This window comes from Azospirillum sp. VT-I1, assembly GCF_055698305.1.
In genome coordinates, this window is sequence record NZ_CP168803.1 from 534,575 (window position 1) to 560,614 (window position 26,040).

Annotated in this window: 26 protein-coding genes; 17 read left to right on the forward strand and 9 right to left on the reverse strand. The window is 68.2% G+C overall.

What is annotated here, in order from left to right; genetic code table 11:
• Positions 1-15 precede the first annotated feature (15 nt).
• From nagZ to AB8P05_RS21025, 9 genes are all read left to right on the forward strand, one after another.
• A complete protein-coding gene (nagZ, locus tag AB8P05_RS20985) occupies positions 16-1,080 on the forward strand; it encodes a beta-N-acetylhexosaminidase (RefSeq protein WP_472760206.1) in 1,065 nt (354 codons plus the stop codon).
• Positions 1,081-1,096: 16 nt separating this feature from the next.
• Positions 1,097-1,774, forward strand: coding sequence for a site-2 protease family protein (locus tag AB8P05_RS20990; RefSeq protein WP_472760207.1), 678 nt, complete (start codon positions 1,097-1,099; stop codon positions 1,772-1,774).
• A gap of 10 nt (positions 1,775-1,784) precedes the next feature.
• Positions 1,785-2,600, forward strand: coding sequence for a segregation and condensation protein A (locus tag AB8P05_RS20995; RefSeq protein WP_472760208.1), 816 nt, complete (start codon positions 1,785-1,787; stop codon positions 2,598-2,600).
• A gap of 5 nt (positions 2,601-2,605) precedes the next feature.
• Positions 2,606-3,238: an SMC-Scp complex subunit ScpB gene (gene scpB, locus AB8P05_RS21000; protein WP_472760209.1), complete on the forward strand. Its 633-nt coding sequence runs from the start codon at positions 2,606-2,608 to the stop codon at positions 3,236-3,238.
• A gap of 153 nt (positions 3,239-3,391) precedes the next feature.
• Positions 3,392-3,643, forward strand: a complete 252-nt coding sequence (locus tag AB8P05_RS21005) for a twin-arginine translocase TatA/TatE family subunit (protein WP_455174411.1) — start codon at positions 3,392-3,394, stop codon at positions 3,641-3,643.
• Between the two features lie 78 nt (positions 3,644-3,721).
• On the forward strand, positions 3,722-4,249 hold the full coding sequence (tatB, locus tag AB8P05_RS21010; protein WP_472760210.1) for a Sec-independent protein translocase protein TatB: 528 nt from the start codon (positions 3,722-3,724) through the stop codon (positions 4,247-4,249).
• Positions 4,250-4,264: 15 nt separating this feature from the next.
• On the forward strand, positions 4,265-5,056 hold the full coding sequence (gene tatC, locus AB8P05_RS21015; protein ID WP_472760211.1) for a twin-arginine translocase subunit TatC: 792 nt from the start codon (positions 4,265-4,267) through the stop codon (positions 5,054-5,056).
• A gap of 136 nt (positions 5,057-5,192) precedes the next feature.
• Positions 5,193-7,862: an alanine--tRNA ligase gene (gene alaS, locus AB8P05_RS21020; RefSeq protein WP_472760212.1), complete on the forward strand. Its 2,670-nt coding sequence runs from the start codon at positions 5,193-5,195 to the stop codon at positions 7,860-7,862.
• A 75-nt stretch (positions 7,863-7,937) separates the two neighbouring features.
• Complete coding sequence (locus AB8P05_RS21025; protein ID WP_014188425.1) at positions 7,938-8,270, forward strand: DHCW motif cupin fold protein; 333 nt, start codon at positions 7,938-7,940, stop codon at positions 8,268-8,270.
• 15 nt (positions 8,271-8,285) lie between these two features.
• Here AB8P05_RS21025 and AB8P05_RS21030 read toward each other — a convergent pair whose 3' ends face one another.
• Positions 8,286-9,704 (reverse strand): methyl-accepting chemotaxis protein, encoded by a 1,419-nt coding sequence (locus tag AB8P05_RS21030; protein ID WP_472760213.1) that lies wholly within the window; start codon positions 9,702-9,704, stop codon positions 8,286-8,288.
• 46 nt (positions 9,705-9,750) lie between these two features.
• On the opposite strand from AB8P05_RS21030, the gene AB8P05_RS21035 reads away from it, so the two are divergent.
• Positions 9,751-10,017 (forward strand): hypothetical protein, encoded by a 267-nt coding sequence (locus AB8P05_RS21035; protein ID WP_472760214.1) that lies wholly within the window; start codon positions 9,751-9,753, stop codon positions 10,015-10,017.
• A gap of 9 nt (positions 10,018-10,026) precedes the next feature.
• A complete protein-coding gene (locus tag AB8P05_RS21040) occupies positions 10,027-10,869 on the forward strand; it encodes an AAA family ATPase (RefSeq protein ID WP_472760215.1) in 843 nt (280 codons plus the stop codon).
• A gap of 32 nt (positions 10,870-10,901) precedes the next feature.
• Here AB8P05_RS21040 and AB8P05_RS21045 read toward each other — a convergent pair whose 3' ends face one another.
• Both AB8P05_RS21045 and AB8P05_RS21050 read right to left on the reverse strand, forming a co-directional pair.
• A complete protein-coding gene (locus tag AB8P05_RS21045) occupies positions 10,902-11,381 on the reverse strand; it encodes a GNAT family N-acetyltransferase (protein WP_472760216.1) in 480 nt (159 codons plus the stop codon).
• A 33-nt stretch (positions 11,382-11,414) separates the two neighbouring features.
• Positions 11,415-12,554: a PQQ-dependent sugar dehydrogenase gene (locus AB8P05_RS21050; RefSeq protein WP_472760217.1), complete on the reverse strand. Its 1,140-nt coding sequence runs from the start codon at positions 12,552-12,554 to the stop codon at positions 11,415-11,417.
• A 198-nt stretch (positions 12,555-12,752) separates the two neighbouring features.
• Between AB8P05_RS21050 and AB8P05_RS21055 the strand changes: the two genes are divergently transcribed.
• Positions 12,753-13,802, forward strand: coding sequence for a sensor histidine kinase (locus AB8P05_RS21055; RefSeq protein ID WP_472760218.1), 1,050 nt, complete (start codon positions 12,753-12,755; stop codon positions 13,800-13,802).
• A 108-nt stretch (positions 13,803-13,910) separates the two neighbouring features.
• Here the strand turns inward: AB8P05_RS21055 and groL are convergent, their stop codons facing one another.
• Both groL and groES read right to left on the reverse strand, forming a co-directional pair.
• A complete protein-coding gene (gene groL / locus AB8P05_RS21060; RefSeq protein WP_472760219.1) occupies positions 13,911-15,536 on the reverse strand; it encodes a chaperonin GroEL in 1,626 nt (541 codons plus the stop codon).
• 19 nt (positions 15,537-15,555) lie between these two features.
• Positions 15,556-15,873 carry a co-chaperone GroES gene (groES, locus tag AB8P05_RS21065; RefSeq protein ID WP_014188118.1) on the reverse strand — a complete coding sequence of 106 codons (318 nt, stop codon included), beginning with the start codon at positions 15,871-15,873 and terminating at the stop codon, positions 15,556-15,558.
• Between the two features lie 620 nt (positions 15,874-16,493).
• Between groES and AB8P05_RS21070 the strand changes: the two genes are divergently transcribed.
• Positions 16,494-17,567 (forward strand): NAD(P)-dependent alcohol dehydrogenase, encoded by a 1,074-nt coding sequence (locus AB8P05_RS21070; protein ID WP_472760220.1) that lies wholly within the window; start codon positions 16,494-16,496, stop codon positions 17,565-17,567.
• A gap of 102 nt (positions 17,568-17,669) precedes the next feature.
• On the opposite strand, the gene AB8P05_RS21075 is transcribed toward AB8P05_RS21070, so the two are convergent.
• Entirely contained in the window at positions 17,670-18,938 is a 1,269-nt protein-coding gene (locus AB8P05_RS21075) for an ABC transporter substrate-binding protein (protein WP_472760221.1), read from the reverse strand.
• Between the two features lie 272 nt (positions 18,939-19,210).
• On the opposite strand from AB8P05_RS21075, the gene AB8P05_RS21080 reads away from it, so the two are divergent.
• On the forward strand, positions 19,211-19,972 hold the full coding sequence (locus tag AB8P05_RS21080) for a response regulator (protein WP_455174401.1): 762 nt from the start codon (positions 19,211-19,213) through the stop codon (positions 19,970-19,972).
• Positions 19,962-21,422, forward strand: coding sequence for an ATP-binding protein (locus tag AB8P05_RS21085; protein WP_472760222.1), 1,461 nt, complete (start codon positions 19,962-19,964; stop codon positions 21,420-21,422). The genes AB8P05_RS21080 and AB8P05_RS21085 overlap by 11 nt, the downstream gene beginning before the upstream one ends.
• A 61-nt stretch (positions 21,423-21,483) precedes the next feature.
• On the opposite strand, the gene AB8P05_RS21090 is transcribed toward AB8P05_RS21085, so the two are convergent.
• The 3 genes from AB8P05_RS21090 to metX all read right to left on the reverse strand — a co-directional run bounded on the left by AB8P05_RS21090 (position 21,484) and on the right by metX (position 23,598).
• Entirely contained in the window at positions 21,484-21,738 is a 255-nt protein-coding gene (locus AB8P05_RS21090; RefSeq protein WP_455174399.1) for a DUF3072 domain-containing protein, read from the reverse strand.
• 76 nt (positions 21,739-21,814) lie between these two features.
• Positions 21,815-22,426 carry a methionine biosynthesis protein MetW gene (metW, locus tag AB8P05_RS21095; protein WP_455174398.1) on the reverse strand — a complete coding sequence of 204 codons (612 nt, stop codon included), beginning with the start codon at positions 22,424-22,426 and terminating at the stop codon, positions 21,815-21,817.
• 20 nt (positions 22,427-22,446) lie between these two features.
• Positions 22,447-23,598, reverse strand: coding sequence for a homoserine O-acetyltransferase MetX (gene metX / locus AB8P05_RS21100; protein ID WP_472760223.1), 1,152 nt, complete (start codon positions 23,596-23,598; stop codon positions 22,447-22,449).
• Between the two features lie 274 nt (positions 23,599-23,872).
• Between metX and AB8P05_RS21105 the strand changes: the two genes are divergently transcribed.
• On the forward strand, positions 23,873-24,769 hold the full coding sequence (locus AB8P05_RS21105) for a chorismate mutase (RefSeq protein WP_455174396.1): 897 nt from the start codon (positions 23,873-23,875) through the stop codon (positions 24,767-24,769).
• A 147-nt stretch (positions 24,770-24,916) separates the two neighbouring features.
• A complete protein-coding gene (hisC, locus tag AB8P05_RS21110) occupies positions 24,917-26,008 on the forward strand; it encodes a histidinol-phosphate transaminase (RefSeq protein ID WP_472760224.1) in 1,092 nt (363 codons plus the stop codon).
• The last annotated feature ends 32 nt before the right edge of the window (positions 26,009-26,040 follow it).

The following is a 26,040-nucleotide window of genomic DNA, read 5'->3' on the forward strand; positions in this document are numbered from 1 at the left end:
GTGGGCCGTGGTTCGATGAGTTCCACCCCGGTTGCCCACCCGCGCGCGGTCGTCTTCGGCTGCGCCGGGCTGGAGGTGACGCCCGACGAGGCCGCCTTCTTCCGCGATGCCGATCCGCTCGGCTTCATCCTGTTCCGCCGCAACTGCGAAAGCCGCGACCAGATGCGCCGGCTGGTGGATGATCTGCGCGCCAGCGTCGGCCGGCCGGACGCCCCGGTCCTGATCGACCAGGAAGGCGGCCGGGTCGCGCGCATGCGCCCGCCGCACTGGCCCGCCCACCCGCCGATGGGCGTGTTCGGCGCGCTGGCCGGGCGCGCTGCCGGCGCCGGGCGAGAGGCCGCCCGAGAGGCCGCCCGAGAGGCTGCTTGGATCAACGGCCGGCTGCTCGCCCATATGCTGACGGAGGTCGGCATCACGGTGGACTGTGCACCCGTCTGCGACGTGCCGGTGGAGGGTGCGCACGACATCATCGGCGACCGCGCCTTCTCGCGCGATCCCGCCCTGGTCATTGCGCTGGCCCGCGCCACCGCCGAGGGGCTGCTGGCCGGCGGGGTGCTGCCGGTGGTCAAGCACATCCCCGGCCATGGCCGCGCCTTCGCCGACAGCCATGCCGAGCTTCCGGTGGTGGAGGCCGACCGCGCGACGCTGGAGGCGACCGACTTCGCCCCCTTCCGCGCGCTGGCCGACCTGCCGCTGGCAATGGTGGCGCATGTGGTGCTGAAGGCCATCGACCCGACCGCACCGGCCAGTACGTCGGCCATCGTGGTGCGCGAGGTGGTGCGGGGGCCGTCCATCGGCTTCGGTGGCTTGCTGTTCAGCGACGACCTGTCGATGAACGCGCTGCAGGGCAATCCCCGCGAGCGGGCCGAAGCGGTGCTGGCGGCGGGCATGGATGTCGTGCTCCACTGCAACGGCGATCTGGATGAGATGCGGTCCGTGCTGGGCGCCGTCCCGCTGCTGAGCGGTGCTGCGGCGGAGCGCTGGGCGCGGGCGGAGGCGATGCGCCATGCGCCGGACCCCGCGGACATCGCGGCATTGACCAACCGGCTGGCCGAGCTGCTCGGCCCGGCCCAGGCCTGACGGACGGGAGCGGACGATGGAGGAATGGATCTTCCAGGTGACGGCCGTGGCCCTGCCGGCCATCATCGCCATCACCCTGCACGAGGCGGCGCATGGCTTCGTCGCCTGGAGGCTGGGCGACGACACCGCCTACCGGCTGGGGCGGGTCACCTTCAACCCGATCCGCCACATCGACCCGTTCGGGACGGTGCTGCTGCCGGCACTGATGTATTTCACCACCGGCTTCGTCTTCGGCTGGGCCAAGCCGGTGCCGGTGAACTTCGCCCGGCTGGATCATCCGCGCCGCGACATGGTGTGGGTGGCGCTCGCCGGCCCGGGGACCAATTTCCTGCTGGCGGTGGCGTCGGCGGTGATCTGGCGGCTGGTCAATCCGGAGAACAGCCTGGTCGAGCTGTGGATCCGCTCCGCCGCCGAGGTCTCGGTTCTGGTCAACGTCATCCTGATGGTCTTCAACCTGATCCCGCTGCCGCCGCTGGACGGCGGGCGGGTGGCGGTCGGCGTTCTGCCCGACGTGCTGGCCGTGCCGCTGGCCCGGCTGGAGCGGTTCGGCCTGCTGATCCTGATGGCGGCCTTCTTCCTGCTGCCGATGCTGGGGCGCCAGATCGGCATGGACCTCAGCGTCATGCATTGGGTCCTGGGGCCGCCGGTGGATGCGGTGATCGACTTCATCCGCATCCTGACCGGCAACGACTGAAGGTCTTCGAATGGCCGATGTGCTGGCCGAGCTTACGGCCGATACCGCCGCGTCCGCGGAGGCGTCGCCGTCCGAACAGCTGCTGCTGGTTCTGGACGGGTTCGAGGGACCGCTCGACATGCTGCTGGCGCTGGGGCGCGACCAGAAGGTCGACCTGACGCGCATCTCCATCCTGGAACTGGCCGACCAGTACCTCGCCTTCGTGGCGGAGGCGCGCAAGGTGCGGCTGGAGCTGGCGGCCGACTATCTGGTGATGGCGGCGTGGCTGGCCTACCTGAAGTCGCGCCTGCTGCTGCCCGAACCGGAGGGGGAGGAGCCGTCCGGCGAGGACATGGCCGCGGCGCTGGCCTTCCAGCTCCAGCGGCTGGAGGCGATGAAGGGCGTCGCGGCCAAGCTGTTTGCCCGCCCCCGGCTGGGCATCGACGTCCACCCCCGCGGTGCGCCGGAGGATTTGGACCTGCGCCGCAAGTCGGTCTATGAGGTCACGCTGTTCGACCTGCTGCGCGCCTATGGCCAGCAGCGTGCCCGCAAGGAGGCCGGCGTCCTGCACATCGCCCCGGTCCGCCTCTATTCCATGGAGGAGGCGGTGCAGCGCCTGTCCTCCCTGCTGGGCCGCATGCCGGACTGGACCACGCTGGCCAGCTTCCTGCCGGGCGGGGAGGGCGGCGGGCTGCTGACCCGCTCGGCACTCGCCGCCCATTTCGCGGCGACGCTGGAACTGGCGAAGGCCGGCCGGGTGGAACTGCGCCAGGAGGGCGCCTTCGCCCCGCTCTATGTCCGCGGACGCCAAGCCGGCGACGCCCCCGCGGACCCATCGGATTCTTGAGGACCATGATCAAGGAAGTCACCGACGCCCAGGAGGCGGAGGCCCGCATCGGCCGGCTGCGCCTGCTGGAGGCGCTGCTGTTCGCCTCCGCCGAACCGCTGGACGAGGAGACGCTGGCCGGCCGCGTCGGGCCGGAGGTCGGGCTGCTGCTGGAGGAACTGCGCGCCCATTACGCCCCGCGCGGCGTCAATCTGGTGCGCACCGGCGGCGGCTGGGCCTTCCGCACCGCGGTCGACCTGGCGCCGGAACTGCGCCGGGAGGAGGAGGTGTCGCGCAAGCTGTCGCGCGCGGCCATCGAAACCCTGGCGATCATCGCCTATCACCAGCCGGTGACCAGGGGAGAGATCGAATCCACCCGCGGCGTGGCGACCAGCAAGGGCACGCTGGACCTGCTGATGGAACATGGCTGGGTCCGGCCGGGCAAGCGGCGGGAGACGCCGGGCCGGCCGCTGACCTGGATAACCACCGATCATTTCCTGGATCATTTCGGGCTGGAAAGCCTGCGCGACCTGCCAAGCGTCGACGACCTGCGCGCGGCCGGGCTGCTGGACAGCCGCCCGGTGCTCCTGGGGCTCGGGACGCCGGGGGACGACGGCGGCTTGGCCGTGCCCGGCGAGGATGGCGACGGGGAGCCGTGAAACGGGCGGCGAAATTCGGGCGGGTCCGCGCGAATTCCCGTGAAACCTCAATGACAACCGGTTAAGGATGGTGGGGCGAACGTTGCGGCCCAATGGCCTTTCTGCCATAGTGCCGGCCCGCCGCAAAGGCCGTTCAAACGTGATAGGCGCGCCATGGGTTCTTTCAGCATCTGGCACTGGATCATCGTTCTACTGATCGTTCTTCTCCTGTTCGGCGCTGGAAAGTTGCCGAAGGTGATGGGTGATCTCGCGAAGGGTGTGAAGTCCTTCAAGGCGGGCCTGCAGGACGACAGCGACGACGCCCAGGGCGGCAACGCCGCCGGCGCCAATGCCAAGGTCATCCCGAACCAGCCGGCCAACACGGCCGAAACCGCGGCCAAGAAGGACGAGGCGGCGCGCAGCTGACCGGCAGGCGGGCGGGGGCCTTCCGTGGAACCCGTTCGCGCGCCGTCCTGCCCACCGCATTCGTGAAGCCGGAAGAACATGTTCGACATCGCTTGGTCCGAACTGATGGTGATCGCCGTCATCGCCCTTGTGGTCATCGGGCCCAAGGACCTGCCCAAGGCGATCTACACGCTCGGCAAATGGGTGCGTAAGGCCAGGGGCGTCGCGCGCGAATTCCAGACCCACATCGACGACATGATGCGGGAGACCGAGTTGGACGAGCTTCGCAAGGAAGCCCTGAAGACCCGCGACCTGAACATCAAGAAGATGATGGAGGACACCATCGACCCGAAGGGGGAGATGGGGAAGGCTTTCGACCCCAAGGGCTTCGATGTGGGGCTGAACGGCCATGCCGGCAGCACCCCGGAACCGGAGCTGCCCCAGGCGCCGGTGCCGGCGGCCCCGGCGGCCCCTCCGGCCCCGACGGCCCCTCCGGCTGTCGCCGACAGCGTGGCGCCGTCCGCCGCGCCGTCGCCGATCACCACGCAGCCGCCGCAACCGGCGCCGCAACCGGCGCCGCAGACAGCCGAAGCGGCTTCCGCCCAGTCCACCGACAAGCAGACCTAAGGCCGAAGACCGACCATGACCGGCGACACGCATCAGGACGAACTTGAAGACAGCAAGATGCCGCTGATCGATCACCTGATCGAGCTGCGGAACCGGCTGATGTGGTCGGTCGGCGCCATCCTGATCGCCTTTCTGCTGTGCTATGCCGTGTCGGACCGGATCTACAATTTCCTGGTCCAGCCGCTGGCCGACCTGCTGGCGGGGCAGGGGCGGCGGATGATCTACACCGGCCTGACGGAAGCCTTCTTCACCTATGTGAAGGTTGCCTTCTGGGCCGGCTGCTTCGTCTCCTTCCCGATCATCGCCAGCCAGATCTGGATGTTCGTGGCGCCCGGCCTGTACAAGCACGAGCGCAAGGCGTTCCTGCCCTTCCTGGTCGCGACTCCGGTGATGTTCCTGACCGGTGCTGCCATCGTCTATTACTTCATCTTCCCGATGGCCTGGCGCTTCTTCCTGGGCTTCGAGTTCCATCCCGGCGGCGACGCCAACGCCCTGCCCATCGAGTTCGAGGCGCGCGTCGGCGAATACCTGCATCTGGTGATGTCGCTGATCTTCGCCTTCGGCATCGCCTTCCAGCTGCCGGTGCTGCTGACGCTGCTGGTCCGCGTCGGCATCATCAGCACCGACGCACTGGCCTCCAAGCGGCGCTATGCCATCGTCGGCGCCTTCGTCGCCGCGGCGATCCTGACCCCGCCGGACGTCATCAGCCAGGTCAGCCTCGCTGTTCCGCTGATCGGGCTGTACGAGGTCGCGATCATCATCGGCCGCCGGATCGAGAAGGCGCGCGCCGCGGCAGAGGCCGAGTAAGCCGGCTCCGCAGGCCGCCCGCAGGGCAAATGCCGCAGGGTAATAATCCGTCCGTCGTGGACACGTCGCCATTCTCGCGCTAAAAGCACGGTTCGGCCAATGGAAGGCCGCGCCGCGCACCCGGAGCCTTGACCGTATGCAGACCGCCAACGACATCCGTCGCACGTTCCTGGATTTCTTCGCCAAGCAGGGCCATCAGATCGTCGATTCGTCGCCGCTCGTGCCGCGCAACGACCCGACGCTGATGTTCACCAACGCCGGCATGGTCCAATTCAAGAACGTCTTCACCGGTGCCGAGACGCGGCCTTACAAGCGCGCCGTCACTTCGCAGAAGTGCGTACGCGCCGGCGGCAAGCACAACGACCTCGACAATGTCGGCTACACCGCGCGGCACCACACCTTCTTCGAGATGCTGGGGAACTTCTCCTTCGGCGATTACTTCAAGGACGACGCCATCGCGTTCGCCTGGAACCTGATCACCAAGGAATACGGTCTGCCGGCCGACAAGCTGCTGGTGACGGTCCACACCTCCGACGAGGACGCGGCGGGCATCTGGCGCAAGGTCGCCGGCCTGTCGGACGACCGCATCATCCGCATCCCGACCGACGACAATTTCTGGCGCATGGGCGACACCGGCCCCTGCGGCCCCTGCTCCGAGATCTTCTTCGACCACGGCCCGTCCATCGCCGGCGGCCCGCCGGGCAGCGCCGACCAGGACGGCGACCGCTTCATCGAGATCTGGAACCTCGTGTTCATGCAGTATGAACAGCTGGGTCCGGACAATCTGGTGCCGCTGCCCAAGCCGTCGATCGACACCGGCATGGGGCTGGAGCGTCTGGCCGCCGTCCTGCAGGGCAAGCACGACAACTACGACATCGACCTGATGCGGGCGCTGATCATGGCGTCGGCCGAGGCGACCAAGACCTCGCCGGACGGCGCGCATGCCGTGTCGCACCGCGTCATCGCCGACCATCTGCGCTCCACCTCCTTCCTGATCGCCGACGGCGTGCTGCCCTCGAACGAGGGCCGCGGCTATGTGCTGCGCCGCATCATGCGCCGCGCCATGCGCCACGCCCACATGATCGGCGCGCGCGAGCCGCTGATGCACCGTCTGGTCCCGGCGCTGATCCAGCAGATGGGCGACGCCTATCCGGAGCTGAACCGCGCCCGCGCCCTGATCGTCGAGACGCTGAAGCTGGAGGAGACCCGCTTCAAGCAGACGCTGGAGCGCGGCCTGCGCCTGCTGGAGGACGAGGTCGGCCATCTGGGCGAAGGCCAGCCGCTGGCCGGCGACGTCGCCTTCAAGCTGTACGACACCTACGGCTTCCCGCTCGACCTGACGCAGGACGTGCTGCGCGGCCAGGGCCGCGGCGTCGACGAGGCCGGTTTCAAGGCGGCGATGGACGAGCAGCGCCGCAAGGCCCGCGAATCCTGGGCCGGCTCGGGCGAGGTCGGCACCGAGAAGCTGTGGTACGAGATCAAGGACGAGCTGGGCGCCACCGAGTTCTTCGGCTACGACACCGAAGTGGCCGAGGGCAAGGTGACCGCCATCGTCAAGGGCGACGCCCGCGTCGATGCGGCCAACATCGGCGATCAGGTGCTGGTCGTCGTCAACCAGACGCCCTTCTACGGCGAATCGGGCGGTCAGGTCGGCGATGCCGGCGTGATCTTCTCCGCCGGCGGGGCCGAGGTCGCGGTTTCCGACACGCTGAAGAAGCTGGGTGCGGTGTGGGCCCATGTCGGCACCGTCACCAAGGGCACGCTCAAGGTCGGCGACGTGGTCGAGCTGCGCGTGGACAGCGAGCGCCGCTCCGCCATCCGCGCCAACCATTCCGCCACCCACCTGCTGCACGAGGCGCTGCGCCATCGCCTGGGCGACCATGTCACCCAGAAGGGCTCGCTGGTGGCGCCGGAGCGTCTGCGCTTCGACATCAGCCAGCCGACCGGCCTGACCGCCGCCGACATCGCCGCCGTCGAGGACGAGGTGAACCGCCGCGTGCTGGGCAACAGCGAGGTCATCACCCGCCTGATGTCCCCGGACGAGGCCCGCGCCCAGGGCGCCATGGCGCTGTTCGGCGAGAAGTACGGCGACGAGGTCCGCGTGGTCTCCATGGGCGGCCCGCATGGCGAGCTGGACCGCGACTATTCCATCGAGCTGTGCGGCGGCACCCATGTCCGCCGCACCGGCGACATCGGCGTCTTCAAGATCGTCTCCGAGGGTGCCGTCGCAGCCGGCGTCCGCCGCATCGAGGCGCTGACCGGCACCGGCGCCAAGGCGTGGCTGTCCGAGCGCGACCATCTGCTGACCGAGGCGGCCGGTGTCCTGAAGGTGAAGCCCGACGAGGTCCCGGCCCGCGTCGCCGCCCTGGTCGAGGAGCGCCGCAAGATGGAACGCGAGCTGGCCGACCTGCGCCGGCAGGTCGCCATGGGTGGTGGCGCCAAGGCCGACGGCGGCAACGAGGCCAAGGACGTCGCCGGCGTCAAGGTGGCGTCCCGCGTGGTCGATGGCCTGCCGGCCAAGGACCTGAAGCCGATGGCCGACGAGCTGAAGAAGCAGGTCGGCTCCGGCGTCGTGGTGCTGATCGCGTCGAATGAGGGCAAGGCGTCCATCGTCATCGGCGTGACCGACGACCTGACCGGCACCTTGAGCGCCGTTGATCTGGTCCGCGTCGGTGCCGAGGCGCTGGGCGGCAAGGGTGGCGGCGGCCGGCCGGACATGGCCCAGGCCGGCGGTCCCGACGCCTCGCTGGCCCCTGCGGCGATCGAGGCCATCGAAAAGGCCATCGCGGCCAAGAAGGCTTCCTGATCCCATCGACACCCGGCCCCCGGTTCACTCCGGGGGCCGTTTTCCTGTTCGTGCCCTTTCCTCCAAGGTCCGGCGATGGAACTCCCGACTCTTCCCTTCACCGTGACCGACTGGGCCGCCGTTCCCGTCACCGAACATCCGGGCGAAACCGGCAAGGCGCTCTGGCGCACCTTCCGCGCCGGGGAATTGCGGGTGCGGATGGTCGAATACACGCCGGGCTATCTGGCCGACCATTGGTGCGACCGCGGCCATGTGCTGTTCGTGGTCAGCGGCGAACTGATCACCGAACTGAAGGACGGCCGGCGTTTCGTCCTGACCGCCGGCATGAGCTATCAGGTGTCCGATTTCGGCGATCATCCGCATCGCTCATCGACCGAAATCGGCGCCACCCTGTTCATCGTCGATTGATCGTCCGGGGAAGCTTCAGGTCGATTTCAGGAACTCCTTCAGGTCGCCCTGCAGGGAGTCCGCAAGCTCCGCCACCGACGATGCAATGTCGCGGACCGAGCGTGCCGCGATGTCGGTGCTGCGCGTCGCATCGGTGACGCCGGACACGCTGCCGGCGACCTCGTCGGTGGCCTCCTGCTGTCGTCTCATCGAATGCCCCACCTCCTGGGCGATGCCGTGGACATCGCGGATCGCCGACCCGATCCGGTCGAAGGCGGTGATCGTGTCGGCGGTCGATTGCTGGATTTCCGCGACGCGTGCGGCGATTTCATCGGTGGCCTTCGCGGTCTGGCCGGCCAGCGTCTTGACCTCGTTCGCGACCACGGCGAACCCTCTGCCGGCCTCTCCGGCACGTGCGGCCTCGATGGTGGCGTTCAGGGCCAGCAGATTGGTCTGTCCGGCGATCGACGCGATGATCTGAACGATCTGGCCGATGGCGCGGGCGCTTTGCGACAGGCTGGCGGCCAGCTTGTCCGACTGCTCGGCCTCCTTCACCGCGGCGATGGCGGTCTCCGAGACGGTCGTCATCTGGCGCATGATATCGCCGACGGCGGTGCGGATTTCCTTGATCGCGCCGGAGGCGTCGGCGGCCAGCGTGCTGGCGTCCCCGCCGGCGGCGACGAGTTGTTCCGCCGCCTCGCTCATCCGGGCGGCGGATTCGACCAGCGAACCCACCGCTTTCGACACATTGTCGGCCATGCGGTGATTGTTGGTGACCACCGACCAGGACAGCATCGCCGCCTGATAGCGCCCTTCCCGGTCGTGCAGGGCGGTGACCCGCAGATTCAGCACCTCCGGCCCGACGCGGATGTTGGCGTTGAAGGGAAGGCGGGCGGGATCGCCGATGATCCGGCGCTGGTGGGCCGGATTCTTGTGAAAGATGTCCACCGACTGGCCGACGATCTTGTCGATCGTCGTCGGCAGATAGGGTTCGAGCGGCTTCAATGTCCTGCGGCTGGTCTCGTTGATGTAGGTGATCCGGAAATCGTCGTTGGGATCGCACATCATGACGGCGGTCGGCATCTCGTCCAGCATGCGCAGCAGCCGGTTCACTTCGGCGTCGGCGCGGACCTTTTCGGTGATCACGTTCCAGGTCAGCAGGGCGGCGACATAGCGCCCGCGGTCATAGACCGGCGTCACATGCAGGTTCAGCGTTTCGTCGCCAAGCCGGATCTGGGTCTCGAAAGGCAGATTCTTGGGATCGGACAGGAGCTTGCGCTGATGTTCGGGGTGGCGGTGGAAGATATCGATGCTCGAACCCACCACCTTGTCCGGGGCGATCTTCAGCAAATGGCCGATGCGGCGCAGGAGTTCCAGCGACTTCGGGTTGGCATAGACAATCTGAAAACTGGGAATTTGGCAGAGCATCACGGCGGTCGGAATCTGGTCGATCAAAGCGCTCGCCTCAATCCCGAGCAATTCGCTTGGATAAGGGCTTCGGATGAACGCGGCCAGCATTGGCGAACTCCGGCTGAAGGAAAATGAGAAAGTACAAACCGCTATGGCAATGATTATGCCAATTCCAAACTGTCGGTGTGCCTACGTAATCGGCCAAAAGACCAAGCAGTTTGGTTGGATTTGTGACCGGACCGGTGGCTTCGCCTCTCAGAATGAGAGGCAATCCGGAGGGGCTTTGCAGCTTGCGCAGCCCTGGGGGCTTGCCAGCATCGGCGGGAATGGCAACACTGTCGCCGGACCGACGGGATGAAGGATCGCCATGCGTTTCACCGGAACCGACCGCTATGTCGCCACCGACGACCTGATGGTGGCGGTCAATGCCGCCATCACGCTGGAGCGGCCGCTCCTGGTGAAGGGGGAACCCGGAACCGGGAAGACCGTGCTGGCGGTGGAGATCGCCCGCGCGCTGAACAAGCCGCTGCTGTCCTGGCATGTGAAGTCCACCACCAAGGCGCAGCAGGGCCTGTATGAGTATGATGCGGTCAGCCGCCTGCGCGACAGCCAGCTGGGCGAGGCGAAGGTCCACGACATCGCCAACTACATCGTCCGCGGCAAGCTGTGGGAGGCATTCGAGGCGCCGGTGCCGCCGGTCCTGCTGATCGACGAGATCGACAAGGCCGACATCGAGTTCCCCAACGACCTGCTGCTGGAACTCGACCGCATGGAATTCCATGTGTATGAAACCCGCCAGACGATCAAGGCGGCCAAGCGCCCCATCGTCATCATCACCTCCAACAACGAGAAGGAGCTGCCGGACGCCTTCCTGCGCCGCTGCTTCTTCCACTACATCCGCTTCCCCGAGCGCGAGACGATGGAACGCATCGTCGAGGTCCATTACCCCGGCCTGAAGGCCGCCTTGCTGCGCGAGGCGCTGAACCTGTTCTATGACCTGCGCGAGGTTCCCGGCCTGAAGAAGAAGCCCTCCACCTCCGAACTGCTGGACTGGATCAAGCTGCTGATGGTGGAGGACGTCGATCCGGAGACCCTGCGCGCCAAGGACGCCCGCACCCTGATCCCGCCGCTGTGCGGGGCGCTCCTGAAGAACGAGCAGGACGTGCACACGCTGGAACGGCTGGCCTTCCTGGCCAAGCGGGGGCGGTGATCGGGGGCCGACGGGGCGCCCGGCTCAGCCCGTCAGCCGTCCTTCTTCAGCCACTTCTCCATCGCATAGTTGTGGATCGGCACGTCGCCGATCCGGAGATCTCGCCGCGCCAGAAGCGTGAAGCCGCGGCGCAGCAGGAAGGGGCGGGCGGCCTCGCTCGCCTCCACATGCAGGCGGGGGTAGCCCAGCGCCGCCGCGCGTTCCTCCAGCAGGTCGACCAGCGCCGACATGGTGCCGCGGCCTGCCGCCTCCGGGGCGCAGTAGAGGAAGTTGATGTGGCCGTCCGGCTCCACGTCGCTGAAGGCGACCGGCCGGTCGTCGTCGTCCACCGCGACCAGGGCGACGCGGCCGTCGCCATAGGCCTCCCGCACCCGTTCCACCGTGGGCGCCTTAGCCGCCCAGGCCTCCACCTGCTCAGGATTGTAGAAGCGCGGGCCGATGCCACGGACGGAGCGGGCGTAGATCTGCGTCAGCACCGGGGCGTCTGACGGTCGGTAATCGCGGATCCTCATCGGCCCCTGTCCTTCGTTCCCCGTCGCCGGGGGCTATTTCGCCGGTGCCAACCGCAAGACCGCGCCGTCGGCGGCATCGGTGATGACATAGAGGGCGTCGTCCGGACCCTGTGCCACATCGCGGATGCGCGCGTCGAGCGGAATGCGCTCCGCCTCCTTCGCGCCGGTGCCGTCGATGGCGACCCGGACCAGCGCCCTGGCGCTGAGGCCGCCGATCAGGGCGCTGCCCTGCCAGCCCGGGAACAGGCCGCCCTGGTAGAAGGCCATGCCGGACGGCGAGATCACCGGCGTCCAGTGGATTACCGCGTCGGTGAATTCCTTGCGGGTCGGCGGGTCGGGGATGTCGCGGCCGTCGTAATGATTGCCCCAGCTGACCAGCGGCCAGCCGTAATTCTTGCCGGCCTCCGGCCGGTTCAGCTCGTCGCCGCCCGCCGGTCCCATCTCCGCGATCCAGAGCGCGCCGGTGCGCGGGTCGATGGCGGCCGCTTCGATGTTGCGGTGGCCGTAGGACCAGACGGTGGCCGCCACCTTGCCTTCGGCGGCGAAAGGGTTGTCCTTGGGCGGCGAGCCGTCGCGGTTCAGCCGCACCACCTTGCCCAGCGTGGCGTTGCGGTCCTGCGCCGGGGTCATTTTGTTGCGTTCGCCCAGCGTCAGGAAGATATGGCCGTCCGGCGAGAAGACGATGCGGGTGCCGTAATGGTGGCCGCCATCCATCTTGGGCGACTGCCGGAAGATCACCTGGAAACTCTCGATGCCGCGGTCGGTCAGCGTGCCGCGCCCCAGCGCCGTCCCGGACAGGCCGTTGTCGCCGGCCTCGGCATAGGCGAGATAGATGGTCCGGTTCTGCGCGAATTGCGGATCGACCGCCACGTCCATCATGCCGCCCTGGCCCTGGACCAGGACCTTCGGCGTGCCGCCGAGCGGGGCGGAAAGGGTGCCGTCGCGCGCCACGATGCGCAGCCGCCCCGGCTTCTCCGTCACCAGCGCCCGTCCGTCCGGCAGGAAATCGATGCCCCAGGGCCGCTCCAGCCCATCGGCGAACCGCGTCACCGCCACCGGCCCGGCGCTGGTCTGGACGGTCTTGACCACCTGTCCGGTGCCCGACTGGGCCAGGGCGGGGGTGGCGGCGAGGGCGCCAAGAAGGGCGGCCGACAGGGTCAGGGTGCTGCGCATCAAGATCCTCCGGTGAGCGGTCTTGCCTCTCAGATGGGAGTATCGGCGGGGCGGCCAAGATCCGTTCGCCGAAAGAATCCCTCCGGCGGAGTGCCCGGCTCATCATTCAGGGTGTCACCCCAATCCGTGCGTGGACGCAAGCCGTATGAAGAGTTCGGCTGTTATGGGTTCGACCCCGCTCTACGGAGACCTGTCGTCGTGATTCATGCGCGCGGTATGGAAAAGGTTTTGCACCGGCTGTCCTCCAGCTTGCCGCACTCATCCTGGGCACGCTACGGGATTACATTTGTGCTGGTCGGGCTGACGGCGCTGGTGCGCTACATGCTCGATCCGCTCCTCTTCAAGTATCCGTTTCTCGTCTTTATCCCCACGATCTTCCTTGTTTCAATTCTGTTCGACCGCGGTTCGGGGTTCGTGGCCACGATCCTGTCAGGGGTGTGTTCGGCCTGGTTCTTCATGAAACCGGAAGGCTTGTTGTGGATCGCGGATTCGGGCGACCGGCTGGCCTTCCTGATCTACATGGCGTTGGGATTCGGCATCGCGGCGGTCGCGGATGCCCTGCATCGGGCGAACGACCAGCTCCGCCGGTCCTGGGACCAGCTGTCCGCGGTCAACGAGGAAAAGGAACTGATGCTGCACGAGATCCACCATCGGATCCGCAACGATCTGCAGCAGATCAGTGCCCAGCTGATGCTGGCGGCCCACCGGTCGGAGAAGCCGCAGGACATCGTCGCCGGCACCATCGAGCGCATCGGCGTGCTGGCGCGGGTTTATGTCCGCCTGCGCCGGGTGGAGGGCGTCACCGTCGTGAATTCCAAGGAGTTCCTGGAAAGCCTGGTGGAAGACCTCCAGCTCGGCGTGGTCGGGGTGCATCCGGTGGCGGTCAATGCCGAGGTGGAGGACGTCGTCCTGGACATGGGCGTCGCCATCGCGGTCGGCACCATCGCCAACGAGCTGGTCACCAACGCGCTGAAATACGCCTTTCCCGACGGCCGATCCGGCCGCATCGACCTCAGCTTCCGCAGGGAGGGGGCGGATTGCGTGCTGCGCGTCTGCGACGACGGGGTCGGCATTCTGTCGAACCATCCGCAGGGGACCGGGCTGGGCGGCAAGATCATGCAGCAGCTCGCTCAACAGCTGCGCGGCAGCCTGAGCATAGAGCGGCAGCCGGACGATGGGGTCAGGGCGTGCCTGCGCTTTCCCCTGCCGGAACTGGGCCGGCCGGCCGGCCATCGAGGGGTGGAATGAAAAAAGGGGCCGCGCCGGTGCGGCGCGACCCCGTCCAGGGAACATCCAGGCCGAAAGCGTTAAGCCGGCCCAATCGGTTCAGGAATTGCCGGCTCGGAAGTTGCCGGCTCAGAAGTCCATATCGGCGCCGGGGGCCGGCACGGCGGGCTTCTTTTCCGGCAGCTGGGCGACCATCGCTTCGGTGGTGATCAGCAGGCCGGCGACGGAGGCCGCGTCCTGCAGCGCGGTGCGCACCACCTTGGCCGGGTCGATGATGCCGGCCTTGACCAGATCGCACCACTCGCCCTTGGCCGCGTCATAGCCGACGCTGTACTCCTTGCTGTCGTTCAGCTTGCCGACGATGATCGAGCCGTCGACGCCGGCGTTGGTGGCGATCTGGCGCACCGGGGCGGTCAGCGCCCGGCGCACGATCTCCACGCCGACGCGCTGGTCGTCGTTGGCCGGCTTGACGTTCTCCAGAACCGAAACCGCACGGGCCAGCGCCACGCCGCCGCCGGGCAGGATGCCTTCCTCCACCGCGGCACGGGTGGCGTGCATGGCGTCGTCGACGCGGTCCTTGCGCTCCTTCACCTCGACCTCGGTGGCGCCGCCGACGCGGATCACCGCGACGCCGCCGGCCAGCTTGGCCAGCCGTTCCTGCAGCTTCTCGCGGTCGTAGTCGGAGGTCGTCTCCTCGATCTGCTGGCGGATCTGGCCGCAGCGGGCCTTGATGTCGTCCTTCGACCCGACGCCGTTGACGATGGTGGTGTTGTCCTTGGTGATGACCACCTTGCCGGCGCGGCCCAGCATGTCGATGGTGACGCCGTCCAGCTTGATGCCCAGCTCCTCGCTGATGACCTGGCCGCCGGTGAGGATGGCGATGTCCTCCAGCATGGCCTTGCGGCGGTCGCCGAAGCCGGGAGCCTTCACCGCAGCGACCTTCAGGCCGCCGCGCAGGCGGTTGACCACCAGGGTCGCCAGCGCCTCGCCCTCCACGTCCTCGGCGATGATCAGCAGCGGCTTGCCCGACTGGACGACCTTCTCCAGCACCGGGATGATCGCCTGGATGCCGGACAGTTTCTTGTCGTGGATCAGGATGTACGGGTCATCCAGCTCCACCTGCATCTTCTCGGCGTTGGTGACGAAGTAGGGCGAGGTGTAGCCGCGGTCGAACTGCATGCCCTCCACGACATCCAGCTCGGTCTCCAGGCTCTTGGCCTCCTCGACGGTGATGACGCCCTCGTTGCCGACCTTCTCCATCGCGCGGGCCAGCATGTCGCCGATCTCGCGGTCGCCGTTGGCGGAGATGGTGCCGACCTGGGCGATCTCCTCGTTGGTGGTCACCTTCTTGGAGCGGGCCTTCAGCTCCGTCACCACGGTGTCGACCGCCATGTCGATGCCGCGCTTCAGGTCCATCGGGTTGATGCCGGCGGCAACCGACTTCGCACCCTCGCGCACGATGGCCTGGGCCAGCACGGTGGCGGTGGTGGTGCCGTCGCCGGCCAGATCGGCGGTCTTCGACGCCACCTCGCGCAGCATCTGCGCGCCCATGTTCTCGAACTTGTCGGCCAGCTCGATTTCCTTGGCGACCGACACGCCGTCCTTGGTGATGCGCGGGGCGCCGAACGACTTCTCGATCACCACGTTGCGGCCCTTCGGGCCCAGCGTGACCTTCACGGCATCGGCCAGGATGTCCACGCCGCGCAGCATCTTGTCGCGGGCGGTGGAGCCGAACTTCACGTCCTTCGCAGCCATGGTCCTGTTCCTCCCCTGCTTAAGCGGCCTTCTTGGCGGGTTCGGCGGCAGCCTCGATCACGCCGAGGATGTCGCTCTCCTTCATGATGAGGAGATCCTCGCCGTCGATCTTCACCTCGGTGCCGGACCATTTGCCGAACAGCACGCGGTCGCCGGGCTTCACGTCGAGGGCCACCAGCTTGCCGGCCTCGTCCCGCGCGCCCGGGCCGACGGCGATCACCTCGCCTTCCTGCGGCTTTTCCTTGGCGGTGTCGGGGATGATGATGCCGCCCTTCGTCTTGGTGTCGGATTCGACGCGGCGGACCAGAACGCGGTCGTGAAGCGGTTTGAACTTCATGGTGTGACACTCCTTGAGTCTAAGCGAATGTCTTGGGTTCTCAAGCACTCCCGAATGGGCCGTGCTTTCGGTCGGGAAATTTACTCAGGCTGTTTTTGTCGTCAAGAGTATTTTTTAACAAGAAAGGAGGAGTTTTGTTTATGAATCACGTCAGCGCAAAATGCCCGTGGCCGCCATCGCAGACACAGGCAGAGGTTTGTTCTTGGGATTTATCGAAGTCGCGTGTGCCGGAGCTTGTCGGTTATCTCAGGCGTTCGCAGGATCCGGTCCGGCCGGGTGGGGCGCGCAAGGGTCTGGTCGTCGGCATCGCACACATCCTCCGCAGAGCAACATGCATGACACGGTCTTCGCACATACCGGGGTCCTGCAGTTCGAGGCACCCCGGCACGTGCGAAATCTAATCAAGCGCGAGCGGGCGTCAAGATGGGCGGCGACGCTCGGAAATCGCCCTCTCCCGGGGCGGGAGAGAGCGATTTCCGTGACCGATTAATTTGCATCAACGCGTCCTTCTCCCCGCCGTGCCAGACTGGCGGCGTTAAGCACAGCGCCGGCCGCGGGCCGTTTGCGATGTTTGCGCGACGCAGCCCCTCGACCGGCAGCCACCATCACGGGAGGACGCCATGGTCATGATGAAAGCGGCGGTGTTCGTCGAGCCGGGCCGCATCGTGCTGGACGACAAGCCGATCCCCGACGTCGGACCGCTCGACGCGCTGATCCGCATCACCACGACGACGATCTGCGGCACCGACATCCACATCCTGAAGGGCGAGTACCCGGTCGCCCGCGGACTGACCATCGGGCACGAGCCGGTCGGCATCATCGAGAAGCTGGGCTCCGCCGTCACCGGCTACCGCGAGGGGCAACGCGTGATCGCCGGGGCCATCACCCCCAGCGGCCACAGCAACGCCTGCCTGTGCGGCTGCCATTCCCAGGACGGCGCCGGCACCGCCCATGGCTGGAAGCCGCTGGGCGGCTGGCGCTTCGGCAACAGCATCGACGGCTCCCAGGCCGAATACCTGCTGGTGCCCGACGCGATGACCAACCTCGCCCCCGTCCCCGACGAGCTGACGGACGAGGAGGTGCTGATGTGCCCCGACATCATGTCCACCGGCTTCGCCGGGGCGGAGCGCGGCAACATCGGCATCGGCGACACGGTGGCGGTGTTCGCGCAAGGCCCGATCGGCCTCTGCGCCACCGCCGGCGCCAAGTTGAAGGGCGCCACCACCATCATCGGCGTCGACACCGTGCCGGAACGGCTGGAGATGGCGCGGCGGATGGGCGCCGACCATGTGGTCGATTTCCGCCGGACCGATCCGGTCGAGGAGATCATGCGGCTGACCGGCGGCCGCGGCGTCGACGTCGCCATCGAGGCGCTGGGCACCCAGGCGACCTTCGAGGCGGCGCTGCGCGTGCTGCGGCCGGGCGGGACGCTGTCCAGCCTGGGCGTCTATTCCGGCGACCTGCACCTGCCGCTCGGCCCCTTCGCCGCCGGGCTGGGCGACCACACCATCGTCACCTCGCTCTGCCCCGGCGGCAAGGAGCGGATGCGCCGGCTGATGGCGGTCGTCGCCTCCCGCCGGGTGGACCTGAAGCCGCTGGTCACCCACCGCTTCCCGCTGGAGCGGATCGAGGAGGCTTACGAGCTGTTCGGCCACCAACGCGACGGCGTGCTGAAGGTGGCGATCACGCCGTGAAGCCCGAATGAAAGGAAGCCCCTCTCCCGGAAGGAAGAGGGGCTTTTCAAGGTCACGCGCAACACCAGGGAAGGAGCGACGGCACGCGGGCGACGCGGAGGCTTACTTCGCCAGATCCACAGCCTCGGCCAGACGCTTCACCGCCTCCTGCGAGGTCATGGTAGAGTTGAAGTGGGCGGTGACGACGTCCAGGAAGGCGCCGCGGACGGCGCCGGGAACCGCCATCTCGTGGGCCATGGACGGCACGGCGCTGTTGGTGTCGATGGCGGTCTTCAGGTCGTCCATCGACTTCACGGCGCATTCGTCGAAGCTGTCGCGCGCCATGTCCTGGCGGGCGGGGATGGAGCCCTTCACCACGTTGAAGGTCTCCTGGAACTTCTTGCCCAGGATCAGCTTGGCCAGCAGCTTCTGCCCGGCGGCGCGGTCGGCGTCGGCCGAGGTGAACATGACGAAGCTGTCGGAATTGACGATGTAGCCGAACTGTCCCGGCACATGGGCGCAGACGAAATCCTTGCCCGGCACCTTGCCGGCGGCGGTCAGCTCGCCCTTCGCCCAGTCGCCCATGATCTGCATGGCGGCCTGACCGTTCATCATCATGCCGGCGGCGAGGTTCCATTCGCGGCCGGGGAAGCCGTCGTCGACATAGCCGCGCAGCTTGCGCATCTGGTCGAACACCTTGACCATGGTGTCGCCGGTCAGCGCCTTTGCGTCCAGCTCCACCAGCGCCTTGCGGTAGAAGTCGGGACCGCCGAGGCCGAGGACGACATCCTCGAACAGCGCACCCTCCTGCCAGGGCTGGCCGCCATGGGCGAGCGGGATGATGCCGGCGGCCTTCAGCTTGTCGGCGGCGGCGTTGAACTCGTCCCAGGTCTTCGGGATGGCGACGCCGGCCTTCTGCATGGCCTGCGGGTTCACCCACATCCAGTTGACGCGGTGGATGTTCACCGGAACGGCGTAATAGTGGCCCTTGTGGGTCACCACGTCGCGGATCTGCGGCGGCAGGATGGCGTCCCAGTTCTCGGCCTTGGCGACGTCGTCCAGCGGGGCGAGCTTGCCCTGCGCCGCCCACTCCTTGATGTTCGGTCCCTTCAGCTGCACGGCGTTCGGCGGGTCGCCGGCCAGCACGCGGGAGCGCAGGACGGTGCTGGCCGCGTCGCCGCCGCCGCCCGCGACGGGCGCGTCGATCCACTTGCCGCCGGCCGCCTCGAAGTCCTGGCGCAGCGCGCCCGCGGCCTTCGATTCGCCGCCGGAGGTCCAGTAATGCAGAACCTCCACCGCCGGCCCGGCCTGCGCCGGAGCGGCCATGAGGGCGCCGACCATCACGGTCGCGATGGCGGTCATGCCGAGGATGGATGTGCGCAGAGACGCCATGTTGGACATTTCCCCCTGTTCCCTTCTTCGTTCGGTCTGCCTGTCGGGCCCGGTTGCCGGCGGTTCGGCGCTGGGGGAACTCTATCCCGCACGCAATCCGGCGCCCGGATTATTTGGTAACAACGCCTTTTCACGGCCGCGCCGCTGTTACGCAACCGTTACAAACCGGCCCCGGCGGCGGGCTGTACCCGGACCGGCCGGGGAGGCTACACTCGCGTCCAACAAAGAAGAAGGCCCCGGCGGGCATAGGAATGGAACAGGGAAGGGAAGCCATGGAGCGCGCGCGCCATCTCCTGGTCGTGGACGACGATCCCGAGATCCGGGACATGCTGCATGATTTCCTGGTGAAGAGCGGCTTCCGCGTCTCCACCGCCGGCGACGGGCGCGAGATGGCGCGGGTGCTGGCGCAATGGCCGGTCGATCTCATCGTCCTCGACGTCATGCTGCCGGGGGAGGACGGGACCAGCCTGTGCCGCTCGCTGCGCGCCAAGTCGGAGACGCCCGTCATCATGCTGACCGCCATGGGCAGCGAGGTGGACCGCATCGTCGGGCTGGAGGTCGGGGCCGACGATTATCTGGTGAAGCCCTTCAGCGCGCGCGAGCTGCTGGCCCGCATCCGCGCCATCCTGCGCCGTTGCGGCGGGCCGGAGCCGGTGCGCGAACGGCCGCGGGTGCTGGGCTTCGCCGGCTGGTCGCTCGACCAGGGCCGGCGGGAGCTGCGCACGCCGGACCGGGTGGTGGTTCATCTCAGCCAGGGCGAGTACGCGCTGCTCGGCACGCTGCTGGAACGCGCGCCGCAGGTGGTGGAGCGGACCGAACTGCTGGAGAAGCACCGCGGCGACACCTCCATCCCCTTCGACCGCAGCATCGACATCCAGATCAGCCGTCTGCGCCGCAAGCTGGAGGAGGGGCCGGGCGGCTCGGCGCTGATCAAGACGGTGCGCGGCATCGGCTATCAGTTCACCGCGACGGTGGTGGACCAGGGCGACTCCGTCTCCTCCGGGACAGGCTCCGGGACTGGCCGTGGCGCTTGAACGCCTGTTGCCAGCCCGGCTGCGCGCCGCCCGGCTGCGCCACCGCATCCTGGCGGCGATGGTGCTGCTGCTGGCCCTGACCCATGGCGGCGCGCTGGTCGGCATGCAGCTGGTGGACGACCGCGCGCGGGAGCTGCTGAGTGCCCACCGGCTGGGACCGGCGATGGCCGCGGCGGTGGAGGCGGCGGACCGCGCGCTGCTGGACGGCGTCGCGGCCGGGCCGGCGCTGGCGCTCGGCGGGCTGCCCGACCTGTCGGTGTCCTGGCAGGCGCCCGGCACGCCCGCCGTTCCCGCAGGCTGGCTGCTGGACGGCGTCGCCGACGCGCCGCGCCCGGTGTTCGTCGCCGCCCCGCGCGCGCTGTCGTCGCTCCAGTCCGCCCGCGCCCGGACGCTCGCCGAATCGCTGTCCCTGGTGGCGGAGCACACGGCGGCCCAGCTGCGCGAGGCCCGCGTCTATGTCCAGCTCGCCGACGGCGGCTGGCTGGAGTTCGCCAGCCCGCGCTTCTGGCGGCCGCGGACCACGCCGTTCGAGATGGTGCTGGCCGGGGTGGCGGCCTTCGGGCTGGCGCTGGCGCTGCTGCTCTGGCTGCCCGGCCGGCTGGTCCGTCCGCTGGAATCCCTGGCGGAGCAGGCGACCCGCCCCCACGACCGCCTCCACCCCCGCCCGCTGCCGGAGGATGGGCCGGAGGAGGTCGCCTCGCTCGCCCGCGCCTTCAACCAGGCGCGCAACGCCCTGCGGGACCTGATGGAGGGGCGCACCCATCTGCTGGCGGCGATCAGCCACGATCTGCGCACCCCGGCGACGCGGCTGCGGCTGCGCGCCGAATATGTCGAAGACGACGCGCTGCGCGCCAAGATGATGGCCGACATCGACGAGATGGCGGCGATGGTCAGCGCGACACTGGAGTTCCTCGGCGACGACGTGCTGCGCGAGGAGGTGGAGGTGGTCGCCTTCGCCAGCCTGCTGCAGAGCCTGTGCGACGACTATGCCGACACCGGCGCCCCGGTGACCTATCACGAGCCGCCGCCGCTTCAGTTCGCCGCCGTCCGCACCATCTTCGGCGGCGGGGGCGAGCGCAGCGACCGCTTCGACCAGCCGCGCCAGCTCCGCCTCGCCGGCCGCCCGTCCAGCCTGCGCCGTGCCTTCGCCAACCTGATCGACAACGCCATCAAGTACGGCGAGCGCGCCACCGTCTCCGTCGATGCCGACGCCGCCGAGATCGTGGTGGATGTCTGCGACGAGGGGCCGGGCATCCCGGAGGCGGAGATCGCCAACGTCTTCAAGCCCTTCGTCCGGCTGGAGGGCTCCCGCAACCGCAAGACCGGCGGCAGCGGGCTGGGCCTGTCCATCGTGAAGTCGATCGTCGAGGCCCACCAGGGCCGGATCGAGCTGGGCAACCGCGCCGGCGGCGGGCTGCGGGTGCGGGTGACGCTGCCGCGGATGCTGTGAGGGGGCTTCGGCGGGCGGCGGAAATCCCCTCTCCCGCGGAGCGAAGCCTCCGGCTCCGGCGCTATTTCCCGCGCCCGGTCTTGTCCTGCAGCGCGTCGATCCGCTTGGACGCCTCCGCCTTGGTCAGGCCGTCGTCGAAGGACTCGCCGGCCTCCTCGCTCAGCGTCTTCAGATAGGAGGCCTGGGCGCCGGTCATCGGTTCGTCGCCGGTGGTCCAGTCGTCGGGGTTCTTGTCCCGGTTGGACGTGTCGGCGCCGGTCTTCGGATTCTCGTTGTGGGACTGGTCGTGCCGGTCGGCGGTGTGCTTGGCGGTCATGGTCCGTACCTCTCCAAAAAGGAACGTATCATGAACAGCTGCGCAGGCGGGAGGTTCCCGCCCGCCGGCCGGAAATTTACCCGCCGTTGCGTTTCAGCAGGAAGACACCCTGTTCGCCCAGCAGGTTGGCGAGGCCGGAATGGGCGTGGCTGGTGACCCGGCCGGCATGGTCGAGAATGCGGGTCTGTTCGATGGTGATGCCCATCTCCTCCGTCAGCACGACGAAGTCGCGGAGCGTGCAGAAATGGATGTTGGGCGTTTCCCACCACTGGTAGCCCAGCTTCTCCGTCACCGGCATGCGGCCGGTCAGCAAAAGCTGCAGCCGCACCCGCCAATAGCCGAAATTGGGAACCGACACGATGGCGCGGCGGCCGATGCGGCACATCATCTGCAGCACGTCGCGCGGCTGGCGCATCGCCTGCAGCGTCTGGCCCAGGATGACATAGTCGAAGGCGTCGGCCGGATAGTCCTTCAGGTCGGTCTCGGCATCGCCCTGGATCACCGACAGGCCGTGCGCCACGCATTGCCGCACGCCGTCCATGCTGAGTTCGATGCCGCGCCCGTCGACGTTCTTGGCGTGGGACAGGTAATCCAGCAGGGCGCCGTCGCCGCAGCCGACGTCCAGCACGCGGCTGTTCGGCTCCACCATCTCGGCGATCAGCTTCAGGTCGTCGCGAATGTCCACCATGGTCGGTCGTCTTGCCCCAGTCAGCGCGCGCGGCGGCGGACGGACAGGCCGCGATGCTCGGCGCAGCCCTCCAGGAAGCCGTGGATGACCTGATGGAACTCCGGCTCGTCCAGCAGGAAGGCGTCGTGGCCCTTGTCGGTCTCGATCTCAACGAAGCTGACATTCGCGGCGACGGCGTTCAGCGCATGCACGATGGCCCGCGATTCCGAGGTCGGGAACAGCCAGTCGCTGGAGAAGCTGGCAAGGCAGAAGCGCACCGGCGTGGTCTTGCCCCCCGGACGGAAGGCGTTCGCCAGCGTGCCCCCGGCATCGGCGGCGAGGTCGAAGTAGTCCATCGCCCGCGTGATGTAGAGGTAGGAGTTGGCGTCGAACCGCTCGACGAAGGCCGCGCCCTGGTAGCGCAGGTAGCTCTCCACCTGGAAGTCGGCGTCGAAGCCGTAGGTGACCGCCTTGCGGTCCTGCAGGTTGCGGCCAAACTTGCGGTGAAGGGCGGCTTCCGACAGGTAGGTGATGTGGGCGGCCATGCGGGCGACGGCCAGGCCGGCTTCCGGCTTGGTGCCTTCCAGCAGGTAGTTGCCGCCGCGCCAGTTCGGGTCGGCCATGATCGCCTGGCGCCCGACCTCGTGGAAGGCGATGTTCTGCGCCGAATGGCGGGCGGCGGTGGCGATGGGAACCGCGGCGAACACCGATTCGGGATAGGCGACCGCCCATTGCAGCACCTGCATGCCGCCCATGGAGCCGCCGATGACGCAGAACAGCTTCTCGATGCCGAGATGCTCGACCAGCAGCTTCTGCGCCCGCACCATGTCGCCGATGGTGACGACCGGGAAGGACAGGCCATAGGGCTGGCCGGTGGCGGGATCGATGTCCTTCGGCCCGGTGCTGCCCAGGCAGCCGCCCAGCACGTTGGAGCAGATGACGAAATAGCGGTCGGTGTCCACCGGCTTGCCGGGGCCGACCAGCATCTCCCACCAGCCGGGCTTGCCGGTGACGGGGTGCTTCTCCACCACGAAATGGTCGCCGGTCAGGGCGTGGCAGATGAAGATCGCGTTGGATTTGTCGGCGTTCAGCGTGCCGTAGGTCTGGTAGGCGATCTGGAAGCCGCCGATCTCCACCCCGCTGTCCAGCCGCATCGGCCGGTCCACCGCCAGACGCACGCGCTTGCCCGGCATGACTTGGTCATTGGAGGCCGGGCCGTCGGCGACCGCGGGGGTGACCAGGGGGGCTGCGGCGCGGTGGGGGGCGCGGACATGTCGCTTCGTGCCTTGAGAAGCGGTTCCGGCATTCGGAAGCCTTGGGGCGCCTTGGCGGGAACCGTCGGTGAGCTGTGGCGGAACGGGAGGGTATAGCTACGAAGCCGGGCTTAAGAGTGTCAATGTTTTCTTTGATTTCGGGACGCATGCGGACTACTACTAACCGGCTTTGCATTCGATGGTTTCGTGACCCATGGCCCCCGCCCGGACCCCGCTCGACGATTTGCGCCGCGAGATCGACCAGATCGACGACGCGATCCATGACCTGCTGATGCGCCGCGCCGCCGTGGTGGAACGCATCGGGGCGGCGAAGGGCAATGGCGCGGCGGAAAACGGCACGCAGCCGATCATCCTGCGCCCGGCGCGGGAGGCGACGATCCTGCGGCGCCTGATGGCCCGCCATGCCGGCACCTTCCCGGCCCAGGTGGTCGTCCGCATCTGGCGGGAGATGATCACCGCCTTCACCCGCATGCAGGGCCCCTTCGCCGTCGCCGTCTACGCGCCGGAGGACCGCCGCGGCTTCTGGGACGTCGCCCGCGACCATTTCGGCGGATTCGTGCCGATGACCGCCGTCAACACCCCGGCCGCCGCGCTCCGCGCCGTGTCGGAGGGGACGGCGACCGTCGCCGTGGTGCCCTATCCGGCCGACGACGATTCGGATCCCTGGTGGCGCTTCCTGGTGTCGGCGGACGCCGGCCGTCCGCAGGTGGTGGCGCGTCTGCCCTTCGGCGGGCGCGGCAATGCCCGCGGCGAGAACCGCGACGCGCTGGCCATCGCCGCCGTGCCGCACGAGCCGACCGGCGACGACCGCACGCTGCTGAGCATCGAGATCGGCGGCGACCTCAGCCGCGGCCGGCTGAAGGACATGCTGGAGGCCTGCGGCCTGCCGCCGGTCAGCTTCTGCACCTGGCATCCGGCCGGCCACGCCATCGGGATGAGCGGCGGCGGACCGTCGGTCCATCTGGTCGAGGTGTCGGACTTCGTCGGTCAGGCCGATCCCCGCCTTGCCATGCTGCTGGAACGGTCGGGCGACATCCCGGTGCGGGTCAACGTCGTCGGCGGCTATGCCGTGCCGCTCGCTCTGGGCTGATGCGCGCGAAAGGGGCGAGCCGCCGGGGCGGCTCCTGCCTTATCCTGCAACCGCAGTCCTGGAACTGAACAGTGGCGCCGGGACTGTTCCATAGCGTTCCAAACGTTCCACAAACACCCATCCCACTTGTCGGAAGGTAAGCAGACCATGACCCAGCCGAACGGCCCGCAGCCGCGTCCGGGGATTCTCGACATCGCCGCCTATGTCGGCGGCGAGCATCAGGGTCATATCCGCCTCGCCTCCAACGAAGGGGCGCTGGGGCCGAGCCCGAAGGCGATGGACGCCTATGCTGCGGCGGCTGGGACCCTGCACCGTTATCCGGACGGCGGCTCGGCGGCGCTGCGCGGCGCCATCGCCAAGCGCTTCAACCTGGATGCCGACCGCATCGTCTGCGGCGCCGGCTCGGACGAGATCATCAGCCTGCTGATCCGCTCCTATGCTGGGCCGGGCGACGAGGTGCTGTATTCGCAGTACGGCTTCCTGATGTACCCGATCGGCGCCAAGTCGGTCGGCGCCACCCCGGTGACCGCGCCGGAGGACGGGCTGACCGCCAGCGTCGACAACCTGCTGGCCCGCGTCACCCCGCGCACCCGCCTGGTCTTCCTCGCCAACCCGAACAACCCGACCGGCACCTACCTGCCGGCGTCGGAGGTGGCGCGGCTGCATGCCGGCCTGCCGCCCGACGTCATCCTGGTCATCGACGCGGCCTATGCCGAATACATGAACAAGGACGACTACACCGCCGGCGAGGAGCTGGTGGAGAAGTTCCCCAACGTGGTGATGACCCGCACCTTCTCGAAGATCTTCGCGCTGGGCTCGCTGCGCATCGGCTGGTGCTATGGCCCGGCCGGGATCGTCGACGTGCTGAACCGGGTGCGCGGTCCCTTCAACGTGTCGAATGCCGCCCATGTCGCCGGCATCGCCGCGGTGGAGGACGCCGAGTTCCTCGACCGTTCCCGCCGCCACAACGAGCAGTGGCGTGAGTGGTTCTCCGCCACCGTGCGGGAGCTAGGCCTGACCGTCCACCCCAGCGTGACCAACTTCGTGCTGGTCGATTTCAAGGGCCAGCCCGCCGGCAAGGACGACGCCGAGGCAGCCCGCCAGTTCCTGAAGGCCCGCGGCATCCTGGTCCGCCAGATGCCGTCCTACGGCCTGCCGAGCTGCCTGCGCGTCACCATCGGCACCGAGCAGGAAATGCGCGCGGTGGCCGACGCACTGCGGGACTTTTTGAAGGGGTAACGGCTTTCCGACACAGAAAAGCCCGCCGGAAC

Excerpts from the sequence above, each read along its gene's own strand:
- alaS (WP_472760212.1), top strand. The coding sequence starts at position 5,193 with ATGCAGACCGCCAACGACATCCGTCGCACGTTCCTGGATTTCTTCGCC.
- AB8P05_RS20990 (WP_472760207.1), top strand. The coding sequence starts at position 1,097 with ATGGAGGAATGGATCTTCCAGGTGACGGCCGTGGCCCTGCCGGCCATC.
- AB8P05_RS21050 (WP_472760217.1), bottom strand. The coding sequence starts at position 12,554 with ATGCGCAGCACCCTGACCCTGTCGGCCGCCCTTCTTGGCGCCCTCGCC.
- hisC (WP_472760224.1), top strand. The coding sequence starts at position 24,917 with ATGACCCAGCCGAACGGCCCGCAGCCGCGTCCGGGGATTCTCGACATC.
- scpB (WP_472760209.1), top strand. The coding sequence starts at position 2,606 with ATGATCAAGGAAGTCACCGACGCCCAGGAGGCGGAGGCCCGCATCGGC.
- groES (WP_014188118.1), bottom strand. The coding sequence starts at position 15,873 with ATGAAGTTCAAACCGCTTCACGACCGCGTTCTGGTCCGCCGCGTCGAA.
- AB8P05_RS21025 (WP_014188425.1), top strand. The coding sequence starts at position 7,938 with ATGGAACTCCCGACTCTTCCCTTCACCGTGACCGACTGGGCCGCCGTT.
- AB8P05_RS21080 (WP_455174401.1), top strand. The coding sequence starts at position 19,211 with ATGGAGCGCGCGCGCCATCTCCTGGTCGTGGACGACGATCCCGAGATC.
- AB8P05_RS21045 (WP_472760216.1), bottom strand. The coding sequence starts at position 11,381 with ATGAGGATCCGCGATTACCGACCGTCAGACGCCCCGGTGCTGACGCAG.
- AB8P05_RS21005 (WP_455174411.1), top strand. The coding sequence starts at position 3,392 with ATGGGTTCTTTCAGCATCTGGCACTGGATCATCGTTCTACTGATCGTT.
- tatC (WP_472760211.1), top strand. The coding sequence starts at position 4,265 with ATGACCGGCGACACGCATCAGGACGAACTTGAAGACAGCAAGATGCCG.
- metX (WP_472760223.1), bottom strand. The coding sequence starts at position 23,598 with ATGCCGGGCAAGCGCGTGCGTCTGGCGGTGGACCGGCCGATGCGGCTG.
- AB8P05_RS21105 (WP_455174396.1), top strand. The coding sequence starts at position 23,873 with ATGGCCCCCGCCCGGACCCCGCTCGACGATTTGCGCCGCGAGATCGAC.
- AB8P05_RS21075 (WP_472760221.1), bottom strand. The coding sequence starts at position 18,938 with ATGGCGTCTCTGCGCACATCCATCCTCGGCATGACCGCCATCGCGACC.
- AB8P05_RS21070 (WP_472760220.1), top strand. The coding sequence starts at position 16,494 with ATGGTCATGATGAAAGCGGCGGTGTTCGTCGAGCCGGGCCGCATCGTG.
- tatB (WP_472760210.1), top strand. The coding sequence starts at position 3,722 with ATGTTCGACATCGCTTGGTCCGAACTGATGGTGATCGCCGTCATCGCC.
- AB8P05_RS20995 (WP_472760208.1), top strand. The coding sequence starts at position 1,785 with ATGGCCGATGTGCTGGCCGAGCTTACGGCCGATACCGCCGCGTCCGCG.
- AB8P05_RS21090 (WP_455174399.1), bottom strand. The coding sequence starts at position 21,738 with ATGACCGCCAAGCACACCGCCGACCGGCACGACCAGTCCCACAACGAG.
- AB8P05_RS21040 (WP_472760215.1), top strand. The coding sequence starts at position 10,027 with ATGCGTTTCACCGGAACCGACCGCTATGTCGCCACCGACGACCTGATG.
- AB8P05_RS21035 (WP_472760214.1), top strand. The coding sequence starts at position 9,751 with ATGAACGCGGCCAGCATTGGCGAACTCCGGCTGAAGGAAAATGAGAAA.
- nagZ (WP_472760206.1), top strand. The coding sequence starts at position 16 with ATGAGTTCCACCCCGGTTGCCCACCCGCGCGCGGTCGTCTTCGGCTGC.
- groL (WP_472760219.1), bottom strand. The coding sequence starts at position 15,536 with ATGGCTGCGAAGGACGTGAAGTTCGGCTCCACCGCCCGCGACAAGATG.
- metW (WP_455174398.1), bottom strand. The coding sequence starts at position 22,426 with ATGGTGGACATTCGCGACGACCTGAAGCTGATCGCCGAGATGGTGGAG.